We start from the raw sequence: 13,299 nt of genomic DNA, 5'->3' as shown, positions 1-13,299 counted from the left end.
GGGCGCGGGGGTGTACCGGGAAACGAAGCGGCAACACCCCCGAAATCAACAATCTGTTCAAGGAGTCTACGGTCCCGCCCATGACCACAACGGCACACCCCGTCGACGAGATCCCGCCCAAACGCCAACTGGCCGCCTTCGGCCTCCAACACGTGCTCGCGATGTACGCGGGCGCGGTGGCCGTTCCCCTCATCGTCGGCGGCGCCATGAAACTGCCGCCCGCCGACCTGGCGTATCTGATCACCGCCGACCTCCTGGTGTGCGGCGTCGCGACCCTGATCCAGTGCGTCGGCTTCTGGCGCTTCGGCGTTCGGCTGCCCATCATGCAGGGCTGCACCTTCGCCGCCGTCTCTCCGATGGTGCTGATCGGCACCACGGGCGGCGGCCTGCCCGCGATCTACGGCTCGGTGATCGTCGCGGGACTGGCGATCATGCTGCTGGCCCCGGTCTTCGGCAGACTGCTGCGCTTCTTCCCGCCCCTCGTGACCGGCACGGTGATCCTGATCATCGGTCTGTCTCTGCTGCCGGTGGCGGGCAACTGGGCTGCGGGCGACGCCGGTTCGGCGGACTTCGGGGAGCCGAGGAACATCGCGCTGGCGGCCTTCGTGCTCGCCGTGGTGCTGGCCGTGCAGCGGTTCGCGCCGGTGTTCCTCGGCCGGATCGCCGTACTGATCGGCATCGTGGTCGGACTGGCGGTGGCCGTGCCGTTCGGCTTCACCGACTTCGGCGGTGTCGGCGAGGCCGACTGGCTCGGCGTCAGCACGCCGTTCCACTTCGGGGCGCCCGTCTTCGAGTTCTCGGCGATCGCGTCGATGCTGGTGGTGGCGCTGGTGACGATGACCGAGACGACCGGTGACCTGATCGCGGTCGGTGAGATGACCGACCGCAGGGTCGAGCCGCGTCCCCTGGCGGACGGCCTGCGCGCCGACGGCCTGTCGACGGTGCTGGGCGGCGTGTTCAACACCTTCCCGTACACGGCGTACGCGCAGAACGTGGGGCTGGTCGGCATGACCCGGGTGCGCAGCCGCTGGGTGGTGGCGACCGCGGGCGGCATTCTGGTCCTGCTCGGCCTGCTGCCCAAGCTGGGCGCGGTGGTGGCGGCGATACCGGCGCCGGTGCTGGGCGGTGCGGGCCTGGTGATGTTCGGGACCGTGGCCGCGAGCGGGCTGAGGACCCTGGCCGGGGTGGACTTCAAGGGCAACAACAACCTGACGGTGGTGGCCGTCTCGGTGGCCATGGGCATGCTGCCGGTCGGGGTGCCGGCGATCTACGAGAAGTTCCCGGACTGGTTCCAGACGGTGATGAACAGCGGCATCAGCGCGGGCTGCCTCACGGCGATCGTGCTGAACCTGCTCTTCAACCACCTGCCGACGAAGGCCGGTTCAGGCGTTCCCGAGTCGGGCGGCCTGCCGGGCGGCGGCGTCGAGAAGGGTGTCGAGCAGTCCCGGGAAGAGGCCGTCTAGGTCGTCCTTGCGCAGGCCGTTCATCTTGGCCGTGCCCCGGTAGATCTGCCGGATCACCCCGCTCTCGCGCAGCACCCGGAAGTGGTGCGTGGTAGTGGATTTGGTCACCGGCAGGTCGAAGTGCGAACAGGAGAGCTCGTCGCCGACGGCGGCGAGCTCCCGCACGATGTTCAGCCGCAGCGGGTCGGACAGCGCGTGCAGCACGCTCTCGAGACGGATCTCCTCACGCGCCGGGTGCGGAAGGTCTCGGCTGCTCACAGCGGGGCTGGTCACGGCGGCTCCACTTCGTCGGTTTCTCCCGGTGGCTCACCTCGCCGGGACACCGCCATTGTACGAGACCTCTCGTAGTTTGACATCTCCCGTACTACGATGTCTATCGTACGAGCCGACGACTGGTCCCCGCGACGAATGGAGTCCGCCGTGAGCGCGCTCTTCGAGCCCTACGCCCTGCGTGAAGTGACGATCCCGAACCGGGTGTGGATGCCCCCGATGTGCCAGTACTCGGCCGCGCCTGAGGGCCCGGACACGGGCACCCCCAATGACTGGCACTTCGCGCACTACGCCGCCCGCGCGGCCGGCGGCACGGGGCTGATCGTCGTCGAGGCCACCGGTGTCAGCCCCGAGGGCCGGATCTCCCCGTGGGACCTGGGCATCTGGAACGACACGCAGGTCCAGGCGTTCCGCCGGATCACGCGCTTCCTGGTCTCGCAGGGCACCGTGCCGGCGATCCAGCTGGCCCACGCCGGCCGCAAGGCGTCGACCGACCGGCCCTGGAAGGGCGGCGCGCCGGTCGGCCCGGACTCCTACGGCTGGCAGCCGGTCGCGCCGAGCGCGATCCCCTTCGCCGACGGACACCCGGTGCCGACCGAGCTGACGGTCGACGGGATCCGGGAGGTCGTGGGCCAGTTCGCGGACGCCGCGCGCCGCGCCCTCGACGCCGGGTTCGAGATCGCCGAGATCCACGGCGCCCACGGCTATCTGATCAACGAGTTCCTCTCGCCGTACTCCAACCACCGCACCGACGAGTACGGCGGCTCGTACGAGAACCGCACCCGCTTCGCCCTCCAGGTCGTGGACGCCGTACGCGCGGTGTGGCCGCAGGACAAGCCGCTGTTCTTCCGCATCTCGGCGACCGACTGGCTGGCGGAGGACGGCTGGACCGCCGACGACACGGTCCGCTTCGCCGCCGACCTCAAGGCCCACGGCGTCGACCTGCTGGACGTCTCGACCGGCGGCAACGCCTCCGGCGTCCACATCCCGGTCGGCCCCGGCTACCAGGTGCCGTTCGCGGCGCGCGTGAAGGCCGAGACGTCGCTGCCGGTCGCCGCCGTGGGTCTGATCACCGACGCCGAACAGGCCGAGAAGATCATCGCCAACGACGAGGCGGACGCCGTTCTCCTCGGCCGCGAGCTGCTGCGCAACCCGTCCTGGGCGCGGCACGCTGCCCGGGAACTGGGCGGGGACGTGCATGTGCCGGACCAGTACCACCGGTCCGTGTGATCGCCTGTGCGTAGGGGCGGCTTGTGCCGTCCTGCGACCGCGGGTCGTTCGCGGCTTGTCGCGCCCACGCGGCTCAGCCGCAGGTCGATTCAGCCCCGCGCCCCTGGGGTCGGCACGCTCCCCTTGGCCGCGAGCACAGCGAGGGTGATCGCTGCGGCGACGCCCGCCCAGGCCACCGGGCCGAGCGGTGTGCAGCCGAAGACGTGGCTGACCCCGGGCGTCTCGACCAGGACGACGAGGACGGCCGCGGAGCCGAGCGCGGTGACGCGGACCAGCGGGCTGCCCCGGCGGTCGGCCAGCGTCTGGGCGAGCTGCGTGCCGACCACCGCGCACAGCGCCATCGTGGTGGAGCGCCGGGCGGTGCCCGGGGTGAATCGGCCGAACAGCCAGGCCGCCGTGCCGCCCAGGGCGGTGGTCAGGGCCCGGTGCCTGATCTTGCGGATCAGCGGGGCGCCGAGGAGTTCGGTGGCGTCGGAGCCGGCGGGGCCGGTCGAGGGAGGTGCGTCCGGTTCCCCGGTCTCCGCCGCGTCCGCCTCCTTCGGCGTGACCGCCACCGCCATCGCCGGGAACAGGTCCGTGAAGAGGTTCACCAGCAGCATCTGACGGGTGGACAGGGGCGCCGAACCCGACAGGAGGGTGCCGAGCAGGCCGAAGCCGACCTCGCCCGCGTTGCCGCCGATCAGGATGGCGATGGCGTCGGCGACGCTGTGCCACAGGGCCCGGCCCTCGGCGACCGCGTCGATGAGGACCGTCAGATCGCCGTCGGTGAGCACCAGGTCGGCGGCGTTGCGGGCGGCCGCCGAGCCACGGGCGCTGATGCCGACGCCGATGTCGGCGGCGCGGATCGCCGCGGCGTCGTTGGCTCCGTCGCCGACCATGGCGACGACCCGCCCGGCGTCCCCCAGCGCCTCGACGACCTGAAGCTTCTGCTCGGGCGCGACCCGGGCCACGACACCCACGTCGCGCAGCATCCGGGTGCGTGCCTCCCGGTCCGCGGAGGCCAGTTCGTCACCTGTGACCACGCCGGTGTCCTCGGGCCAGCCCAGTTCGGCGGCGATCGCCCGGGCGGTCTGCGGATGGTCGCCGGTCAGCATGACGGGCCGTACGCCTGCCTCGCGCAGGCCCTGGACGAGAGCCGTGGAGGTGGCGCGCGGTACGTCGGCGAGGGCGAGCAGACCGGTGAACTCCAGGTCGCCCAGGGGCTGTTCCAGGACGTCCGCCGGGTCGTCGGACGGGGCGAGGGTGCGGTGGGCGACCGCCAGGACCCGCAGTCCGTCGCCGGCCAGCGCCTGTGCCCTCCCCGATGCCGACGAGGACACTCCGGGGCAGGCGGGCAGCACCGTCTCGGGGGCGCCCTTGACGACGAGCAGGGGGGTGCCGTCCTGTGTCCGGCCGACCGCGGCGGCATAGCCGCGACCGGCCTCGAAGGGCAGGCCCTCGCTCTGGGTCCAGTCGGGGTCGGGGGCCGCCGCGTCCAGGACGGCCTCGTCGGTGGCGTGCACCGGACGGTCCGTGTCGGCGTCGAGCCGGGGGCAGGCCCGTGCCGCGGCCCGCAAGGTGTCGTCGGCCGCCTTGTCGTCCGGTGCGTGGACCGTGCCGTCGGCCTCGGTGACGCGCACCAGGCGCAGCCGGTTCTCGGTGAGCGTGCCGGTCTTGTCGAAGCAGACGGTGTCCATCCGGCCGAGCGCCTCCAGGGTGCGCGGGGCCCGGACGAGCACGCCACGGCGGCTGAGCCGACGGGCGGCGGCGAGCTGCGCGACGGTCGCCACCAGCGGCAGGCCTTCCGGCACGGCGGCCACGGCCACCGCGACCCCGCCGCTCACCGCACGCCGGATCGGTGTGCCGCGCAGCAGCGAAAGGGCGGTCACCCCGGCGCCGCCCGCGAGCGTCAACGGCAGTGCCTTGTCGGTGAGTTCGCGCAGTCTGGCCTGCACTCCGGCGGAGGGTGGCCGGCGGGCGGCGAGGGCGACGGCCCGCGCGGCCTCCGTGTGGTCCCCGGTGTCCACCACGACGGCTCGGGCGTTCCCCGCGACCACCGTCGTGCCCTCGAACACCATGCAGCGGCGGTCGGGGACGGCGGCGTCAGGTGTCGGATCGGTGCCCTTGCCGGCCGGCAGGGACTCCCCCGTCAGCGCGGACTCGTCCACCTCCAGGCCGTCCTCCTCCACGATGCGGGCGTCGGCGGGCACCACGTCGTCGACCCGGAGCTCGATCACGTCGCCGGGTCCGAGCTTCGCGGCGTCCACCAGGTGCGGCCGGGACCGCGTGTCCTCGGTGGTGACGCGCGCCTTGCGTTTCTGCTTGGCCAGCAGCCCCGACAGCGCCCGCTCTGCGCGCATCCGCTGTACACCGCCGACCAGAGCGTTCAGGTCGAGCGCGCCGACGACCAGCAGCGCGTCCAGGACCGAGCCGAGGATGGCCTCGGCGGCCGAACCGACGGCCAGTACCGGGGTGAGCGGGTCGTCGAGTTCTTCGCGGACGGCACCGGCGAGGCGGAGCGTCCCGGTCAGCGGGGCGAACACCCGCTTGCGGCCCATCGTCCGGACCGCCTCGCGCGTGCCGTCGGTGACTCGCTCGGGCAGCGTCGGCTCGGGGCCCTGCCCGTCCTCCAGGCGTTCGCGGACCTCGGTGTGCTCCAGTTCGTGCCAGGCCACGCGTGGCCTGGGGTGCGGGGCGCGGGCCAGGGCCACGCCGACGGCCGCACGCGTGCCGGTGAGCAGCGACCAGGCCGCGCTCGCGTCCACCGGCGTCTGGCGCAGGCCCGACCAGGGCGTACGACGGCCACGCCGGGACTTGCCGATGGCCACCAGCAGTCCGGACAGCGCGGCTCCGGACCGGGCCAGCGTCTGTGACCTGCGGCCGACCTTGCGCGCGGCCGGGACCGCGCGCAGCAGGCGCCACACGTCCGCCGGTCCGTGCGGGGCGAGCACGTCGGCGCTCCAGACCAGGGCGCCGTCCCGGTCGGTGAGGGCGACGGCCACGTCGCCGGCGAGCAGTCCGGCGTGCACGTCCGCGTCGTCGGGGCCGGGCCGGGCGACCGTGACGACGACACCGCTCTCGCCGCGCAGTTCCTCGACCACCTCGCTCAACGGCCTTTCGTCACGCACCACTTGGTCGGCGAGGCTCGTGAAGTCGGCCAGCGCCGGGTCGTCCACCATCACGACGCGCAGTCCCGCACGCCGGGCCGCGTCCAGCACGGGCTCGGCCCACGGGTCGGCGCCGGCTTCCTCGGTCCGCAGCGCGCTCGGATGCAGCACGACCGTGTCGGCCATCTCCAGCTGCCGCAGCCGCTCGGCGTCCCTGACCAGGACGCCGGTGCGGGACAGGGCGGAGCTCAGGACGGCGTGGAAGGCGGCGGGCCCGTAGCGCGCGGCCTTGGGGGCGCCCGCGAGCACCGCCTCGGCGGCCTCGGTGCCGTCGTGCTTGACCAGCAGCACGGCCACCGCGCCCACCAGGCTGCCGGCCTCGGCGTGCGCGGCGTACTCCTGCGCCGGGGAGGTGCGCAGCGGCGGGCGCGGGAAGTTGTCGCCCGCGACGCTGGACCGCTCGGGCGCGCAGACGTCGTCGTGCACCCTGTCGAAGGCGGTGGCCCGCGCCACCGTCTCGGCCAGCTGGAGCGAGCGCAGCGCGGCGTCCAGCACCAGGGCGGTCGGGGTGCGTCCGGCGCCGTGCGCCGCCGCGTGCGCCACGGCCAGCGCGAGGTCCATGCGGGAGCGGCCGATCCGCGCGCGCAGCCAGCCGCGGAAGGCGGGGTTCTCGCGCAGCAGCGTCACCAGGGCGGTCACCGACCGGGGTGAGGCGGGCAGCCGCAGGGCGTACCCGGCGAGCGCGGTCGCGATGCCGAGTCCGTCGGCGGCCAGCGTCGCCGCGGCGGCCCTCACCCCGGCGGGGTCGGCCGGGTGGGAGATCTCCTCCACCGCCTCGGCGGTCGGGGCCAGGCCGTGCCGGGCCGCGATCTCGGCCGCCTTCTCCAGCACCCGGTCACCGGCCGACTCCTCGACGGCCGTCACCACCAGCCGGCGCAGTCCGCCGTCCCAGTACGCGAGGGCCACATCGGGCCGTTCCGCCAGCGCCGCGGCGACCTTGCGCGCCGCGCGTTCCGTCCCGCCCTGCCGCCGTACGCGCTCCGGCGCCTCGGGCCGCAGGGCCAGGTGGGCCCGGGCGCCGGACCGCCAGGGGTGCGGGCGCACGGCGAGCGTGTTGCGGGCGACCCGTACGACACGGGCCGCGCTGTCGGCGCCCCGGGCCCCCGCCCTGGCCGTCGCGGCGGCCGCACCCGCGGCGGCTCCCACCGCGGGTGCGGCCCCTCTGGCGAGCAGTCGGGGTCCGGCCGTGGCCAGCGAGGCCGCTGCGGCCGTCGGACGTGTGATCAGTGACAGAACCATCGCGTGCCCTCAGCGCAGACCTGGGTCGTCATCGCCTTGCGTGGCGCCGGGTTCCCGCAAAACGGCATGTCATCCGCCCGGGGCGAGGTTGATCGTGATCGCACGCCCCGCGGGATCAGCCGGCCGTACAGGCCGTTCCCTCGAGTGCGAAGGCGCCCGGCGCCGTGCTGTTGCCGGTGTGGTTCGCCTGGTAGCCGATGCTGACGCTCGCGCCCGGTGCGAGGGCCGCGTTGTAGGCGGCGTTCGTCGCCGTCACCGCGCCGGAGGACGGGGCGTACGTGGCTCCCCAGCCGTTGGTGATCGTCTGGCCGGTGGGCAGGGTGAAGCCGAGCCGCCAGCCGTCCCAGGACGTGGCGCTCGTGTTGGTGAGGGTCACGGAGGCGGTCAGGCCGGTGTTCCAGGCGTCGCTCGTGACGCTCACTCTGCAGGCGCCGGGCTGGGGCTGCGGGGTGGGGCCGCCGCTGTCGAGGCCGAAGAAGGTGAGGACCCGGGCGGCCATGCCCTGGCCGTAGAGGTTGTGGCCGACACCCTGGAGGCTGATCGCCTCGACGGGGGCGCGGTCACCCGTGCCGCCGTAGCGGGTGCGGGTCCAGCCGGACTGGGGTGTGTCCATGGCGGCGGGGATCTGGCCCACGCCCTGCACATTCGTCCACTGCTTGATCATCTCCCCGAGGTTCGGGTAGCGCAGGACGTCGTCCTCGGTGCCGTGCCACAGCTGCATACGGGGCCGTGGACCGGTGTAGCCCGGGTAGGCGGCCCGGGCCGTGTCGCCCCACTGCTGGGCGGTGCGGGTCACCGTGCCCTGGGCACACGCGCTGTTCCACTCGGAGCCGTCGGTGGTGGCGAAGCAGCCGAAGGGGACGCCCGCGAAGGCGGCGCCGGCGGCGAACACGTCCGGGTAGTCGCCGAGCAGGACGTTGGTCATCATCGCGCCGGAGGAGATGCCGGTGGCGAAGACGCGGTCGGTGTCGGCGTCGTAGGTGCGTGTGGCCCAGTCGACCATGGACCTGATGCCGACCGGGTCGCTGCCGCCGTCGCGCCTGAGCGCCTGTGGCGAGGAGACGTCGAAGCACTTGCTGCTGCGGGTGACGGACGGGTACAGCACGATGAAGCCGTACTGATCGGCGAGCGTGTCGTACTCGGTGCCGTGGTACATGTCCGGGCCCGAGCCGGTGCACCAGTGCACGGCCACCACGATCGCGGGCTTCGGGGTCACGTTCTCCGGCGCGTAGACGTACATCCGCAGGTTGCTGGGGTTGGCGCCGAAGTCGGTGACCTCGGTGAGCGTGTCGGCCGGGACGACGTCCGCCGCCTCGGTGCGGGCGCCGGCCGCGGGCGCGGTCACGAGCGGTGCCGCGAGCAGCGGCAGCAGAGCGGCGAGTAACACCAGGAGCTGTCGTCTCACGGTCGTGCGGTGGGCAGTGGGCACGTCCTTGTCCCTTCTGATCGCGGCTCGTGGACGTCCTCTCACGTGAAAAGCATGCGAGTCGTACGGCAGGCATGCGACTGCATCGTGGCATGGACACGCTCACTATGGAAGCGCTCCCACCCCATCGATCAGAGAGCCCTTACCCTCACCAACCCCTTATTGGGACTGGCTGAATTCTTCAGTACAGAGCGTTGACTAGAAAGCGCTTGCCCCATACGTTCCGTTCAGCCGGAAAGCACTCACCCCCCAACCGGAAGTAGGTATCGGGACATGACTTCACCAGCAAAACCCCGCACCCGCCGGCGTGCGCTGACCGGAGGTCTGGCCGCACTCGGACTCTCGTCTGTCATGATCACGTCACTAGCGCCGCCCGCGAGCGCCGCCACCTGGCCGACCCCCACCGGGAGCCAGCCGGTCAGTTCGACCATCAAGGTGTCCGGCGTCCGCGACGGCGGCATGGTCCGCTACTACGGCAGCGGTGACCTGGCCGGCGACGGACAGGAGGAGGGCCAGGACCCGATCTTCGAGCTCGCGGCCGGCGCGACGCTCAAGAACGTCATCATCGGCGCGCCCGGCGCCGACGGCATCCACTGCGAGGGCAACTGCACCCTCCAGAACGTGTGGTGGGAGGACGTCGGCGAGGACGCCGCCACCTTCCGCGGCGGCTCCACCTACACCGTGACCGGCGGCGGCGCCAAGAAGGCCGCCGACAAGGTCTTCCAGCACAACGGGCCCGGCACGCTGAACATCTCCAACTTCGCCGTCAGCGAGTTCAAGACGCTGTACCGCTCGTGCGGCGACTGCTCCACGCAGTACACACGCAAGGTCAACCTCAGCAACATCGAGGTGACCGGCACCGGGTCCACCGCCCGCCTGGTCGGCATCAACGTCAACCGGAACGACGTGGCGACCCTGCGCGGCATCACGATCCTCAACGACACCTCCCGCAAGGTCATCCCCTGCCAGAAGTACAACAACAACACGGCCGTCGGTACGGGCCCGGACAGCACGAACTGCCTGTACTCCAGCTCGGACATCACCTACAGGTGACCGACGAGCACCAGTAGCCCCCCACGGTGAAGGCGGCCGTTGCGAAGCGTCCCCGCTCGCCGCTTCGGAACGGCCGCCGTGTCATGCCCGCAGGCCACGCGCGCGTACGTCCTCCGCCAACTCCCGCCGATAGTCGGCGTACGCGGCGCGCAGCCGCTCACCCGGCCAGTCGGCGGGGAGGAGTTCGGGGGGCAGCACCGGGTCGGCGAGCAGATGCCGTACGACGGCGGCGAAGCCGGCAAAGCGGTCCGACGGGCTGTGGGCACCGGCGACATGGGCCAGCAGAGCGCGCCCGCTGTCGGCCCACGCGCCCAGCGGCCACAGGTCCGCGGCCAGTTCGCGTGCGGGGTTGCCGGGGCGGGCCGTGTAGCACTGAGCCACCTCGCCGAGCGTGTCCGGCAAGGTGCGGCGCAGGTTGGCCGGCCGCAGCCAGACGCCCTCGCGGAGCTCGGCGAGCCGCAGACGGGTCAGCGCGGTGCGCAGCTCGGCGCGTTCGGCGGCGCCGCGCCCCGTGGCGGTGACCACCACCATCTCCCAGTCGCCGCCCCAGGACCGGGTCCCGGGGTGGACGGCGTCGTCCTGGCGGCGCTGGCGGTCCAGCAGCCGGTCGCTGAGCCCGTACACCGTGTCCGCGCGCCGCAGATCGCCGGCCGCCGTCATCCGGCTGAGCGCGGCCCGCAGCGTCGAGGCCGCGATCCCGAACGGCTCCACCGCGCCCACCAGGTCCTTCACCGGCAGCTCCGGCGGATGCAGACCCAGCAGCAGACTCAGGACGACCGAGCGGGCGGACAGCGGGCGCAGCTCCACCTCGTCGGCCTGCGGTGACGCGTTGTTCGGCATGGCCAGGTACCTTACGTGCCGCCTCGGTGTATTACAGGATTGCTGCAATCGCAGTGATAGTGCAACACTGGCCGCATGGTCTCGAATCTCGCGCAGGAGCAGTCCGGGCAGTACGCCACGCACGACGTCACCAACCAGCCCCCACCCCTGACGCCGTACGACGCGTCGCAGGACACGGCCCTGCTCGAAGGGCTGCGCCGGGAGGGCGCCGGGTGGGCCGAGGAGGACCTCCGGCGGCTCGGCCTGCGGGCCGGCAGCGCGGAGGCGCAGGAGTGGGGTGAGCAGGCCAACCGGCACGAGCCCGAGCTGCGGACGCACGACCGCTATGGGCATCGCGTCGACGAGGTCGAGTTCCATCCGAGCTGGCACCACCTGATGCGGGTCGCGGTCGGCGAGGGCCTAGCGGGGGCACCCTGGGCGGACGAGCGGCCCGGCGCGCATGTCGCCCGGACCGCCGGCGGGATGGTGTGGGGGCACACCGAGGCCGGGCACGGCTGCCCGACGTCGATGACGTACGCGGCCGTCCCCGTGCTGCGCCGCCAGCCCGAGCTCGCGAAGGTCTACGAACCGCTGCTGACCAGCCGGGAGTACGACCCGGGGCTGCGGGTGCCGACCGAGAAGCGGGGTCTGCTCGCGGGCATGGGGATGACCGAGAAGCAGGGCGGCTCCGACGTCCGTACGAACACGACCACGGCGTGGCCGACCGCCGAGCCCGGCGTGTACACCCTGCGCGGCCACAAGTGGTTCACCTCGGCGCCCATGTGTGACGTCTTCCTGGTGCTGGCCCAGGCGCCCGGCGGCCTGTCCTGCTTCCTCGTGCCGCGTGTCCTGCCCGACGGCAGCCGCAACACGTTCCGTATCCAGCGGCTGAAGGACAAGCTGGGCAACCGCTCCAACGCCTCCTCCGAGCCCGAGTTCGACGGGACCGTCGCCTGGCTGGTCGGGCCCGAGGGGCGGGGGGTGAAGACGATCATCGAGATGGTCAACTGCACCCGGCTGGACTGCGTGATGTCGTCGGCGACGCTGATGCGCAAGACGCTCGTCGAGGCGGGGCACCACGTACGGCACCGCAGCGCGTTCGGCGCGCGGCTGGTCGACCAGCCCCTGATGCGCAACGTCCTGGCCGACCTGGCACTGGAGTCCGAGGCGGCCACAACCCTCACGCTACGCCTGGCCGGCGCGGCCGACCGGGTGGTGCGCGGAGCCGACACTGTCGGGACCGAGACGCCGTTCCGCCGGATCGCGACGGCCGTCGGCAAGTACTGGGTCACCAAGCGGGGCCCGGCCTTCACCGCGGAGGCCCTGGAGTGCCTGGGCGGCAACGGCTACGTGGAGGACTCCGGCATGCCCCGCCACTACCGCGAGGCTCCTCTGCTGTCGATCTGGGAGGGCTCGGGCAACGTCAACGCCCTCGACGTCCTGCGGGCGTTGAGTCGTGAGGAGGGCACCGCCGACGCCCTCTTCGCCGAACTCACCTCGGTGCGTGGGGCGGACGCCCGGCTGGACGCGGCCGTCGTCCGGCTGAAGGACATGCTGGCCACGGGCTCGGAGGCGGGTGCCCGCCGTCTGGTCGAGCGGATGGCCCTGGCGCTCCAGGCGTCCCTGCTGGTCCGGCACGCCCCCGCGGCGGTCGCCGACGCGTTCTGCGCGACCCGGCTCGGCGGCGACTGGGGGCACGCGTTCGGAACGCTGCCCGACTCGGCGGACGTCGACGGGATTCTGGAGCGGGCGTTGCCGGCTCAGGCGTGAGGTCTCCGGACGACCATGGCCCGAGGGGCCGGGGGGTGACCGGCCGTCGTGTGCCCGGCCGTCACCCTCTGGTCCGCCCGCCCCACAGCGGGCCGAACCGCGCCCACTCGTAGCCCCACTGGTCGATGCGCCGGCTCTCCAGGCGGCTGCGGAGGGCCCGGCCCGCGACGAAGGGGACACAGGCGGCACAGACCCCCGCGATGCCGCCGACCAGGGTGGCTCGGGTGCGGGCCTCCGAGGGGGTGGCGGGCCTCGTCACCAGGCGGCCCTCGGGGTCGGTCCAGACGGTGACGGGTGTTCCGACGCCGCTGCCGGGCTGGACGCGGGCCTGCCCGGTGTGGAGGGAGCCGTCGCGCGCGCTCCAGCGGACCTTCGCCCACACCCGCTCGCTGCTGGAGGCGGCGGTGCGCGAGTCGGCCGTGCCCGGCGCCTGTTCGGTGAGCAGGGCCACCGCGGGCCGCCATTCGACACGTTCCCTGGCCATGCCCTGCTCCACCGTGCGAGCGGTCGTCAGACCCGCGAGCACTCCGGCGAGGACGGTGAGTGTCCAGGCGGCGAGCAGTACCCAGGCCTCCACCGCGTCGGCCCGGCGCTTGAGCGGGTTGCGCCGCCAACGCCACAGCCACACCTGCGGACCACGGAACGCCATCGACGGCTTCCTCCTCATGAGCGCACGAACATGCCGTACCGACCTCCCTCCCATACGGGAGCCGGCGGGCGGATGCTCACGGCACCTGTCCGGCTCGACGGTGGCACGGGTAACGCGGCCCCGGCCGGCATCTTCGCGAAATGGGCCCGCACGGTACGGCCGGCAGCTATCATCGCCGCGCTGACCTGCGACGTCATCGTTTTCAGGGGTGACTGTCAGTGCCTGGGTGCAGAC

9 protein-coding genes are annotated in these 13,299 nt (G+C 72.9%); 4 read left to right on the top strand and 5 right to left on the bottom strand.

Annotated elements, in window-relative coordinates; genetic code table 11:
- Positions 1-80 precede the first annotated feature (80 nt).
- Positions 81-1,463, top strand: a complete 1,383-nt coding sequence (locus tag ACFPQ9_RS31365) for a nucleobase:cation symporter-2 family protein (RefSeq protein WP_380860937.1) — start codon at positions 81-83, stop codon at positions 1,461-1,463.
- On the opposite strand, the gene ACFPQ9_RS31360 is transcribed toward ACFPQ9_RS31365, so the two are convergent.
- On the bottom strand, positions 1,383-1,736 hold the full coding sequence (locus ACFPQ9_RS31360; protein WP_380860934.1) for an ArsR/SmtB family transcription factor: 354 nt from the start codon (positions 1,734-1,736) through the stop codon (positions 1,383-1,385). The two genes, ACFPQ9_RS31365 and ACFPQ9_RS31360, sit on opposite strands and share 81 nt — an antisense overlap.
- A gap of 147 nt (positions 1,737-1,883) precedes the next feature.
- Here ACFPQ9_RS31360 and ACFPQ9_RS31355 point away from each other — a divergent pair, with 147 nt between their 5' ends.
- Entirely contained in the window at positions 1,884-2,963 is a 1,080-nt protein-coding gene (locus tag ACFPQ9_RS31355; RefSeq protein WP_380861324.1) for an NADH:flavin oxidoreductase/NADH oxidase, read from the top strand.
- A gap of 89 nt (positions 2,964-3,052) precedes the next feature.
- Here ACFPQ9_RS31355 and ACFPQ9_RS31350 read toward each other — a convergent pair whose 3' ends face one another.
- Entirely contained in the window at positions 3,053-7,348 is a 4,296-nt protein-coding gene (locus ACFPQ9_RS31350; RefSeq protein WP_380860931.1) for a cation-translocating P-type ATPase, read from the bottom strand.
- A 115-nt stretch (positions 7,349-7,463) separates the two neighbouring features.
- On the bottom strand, positions 7,464-8,753 hold the full coding sequence (locus ACFPQ9_RS31345) for an extracellular catalytic domain type 1 short-chain-length polyhydroxyalkanoate depolymerase (protein ID WP_380860928.1): 1,290 nt from the start codon (positions 8,751-8,753) through the stop codon (positions 7,464-7,466).
- A 294-nt stretch (positions 8,754-9,047) separates the two neighbouring features.
- Between ACFPQ9_RS31345 and ACFPQ9_RS31340 the strand changes: the two genes are divergently transcribed.
- On the top strand, positions 9,048-9,827 hold the full coding sequence (locus ACFPQ9_RS31340) for a pectate lyase (RefSeq protein WP_380860925.1): 780 nt from the start codon (positions 9,048-9,050) through the stop codon (positions 9,825-9,827).
- A gap of 81 nt (positions 9,828-9,908) precedes the next feature.
- Here the strand turns inward: ACFPQ9_RS31340 and ACFPQ9_RS31335 are convergent, their stop codons facing one another.
- Positions 9,909-10,667 (bottom strand): PaaX family transcriptional regulator C-terminal domain-containing protein, encoded by a 759-nt coding sequence (locus ACFPQ9_RS31335; protein ID WP_380860922.1) that lies wholly within the window; start codon positions 10,665-10,667, stop codon positions 9,909-9,911.
- 75 nt (positions 10,668-10,742) lie between these two features.
- Here ACFPQ9_RS31335 and ACFPQ9_RS31330 point away from each other — a divergent pair, with 75 nt between their 5' ends.
- A complete protein-coding gene (locus tag ACFPQ9_RS31330) occupies positions 10,743-12,416 on the top strand; it encodes a DNA alkylation response protein (protein WP_380860919.1) in 1,674 nt (557 codons plus the stop codon).
- A 61-nt stretch (positions 12,417-12,477) separates the two neighbouring features.
- Here the strand turns inward: ACFPQ9_RS31330 and ACFPQ9_RS31325 are convergent, their stop codons facing one another.
- Positions 12,478-13,065: an Rv1733c family protein gene (locus tag ACFPQ9_RS31325; RefSeq protein WP_380860916.1), complete on the bottom strand. Its 588-nt coding sequence runs from the start codon at positions 13,063-13,065 to the stop codon at positions 12,478-12,480.
- Between the last annotated feature and the right edge of the window lie 234 nt (positions 13,066-13,299).

The sequence above is a fragment of the Streptomyces coerulescens genome, assembly GCF_042657965.1.
Lineage (GTDB): Bacteria > Actinomycetota > Actinomycetes > Streptomycetales > Streptomycetaceae > Streptomyces > Streptomyces coerulescens.
This window is presented reverse-complemented; position numbering and strand designations above follow the sequence as displayed.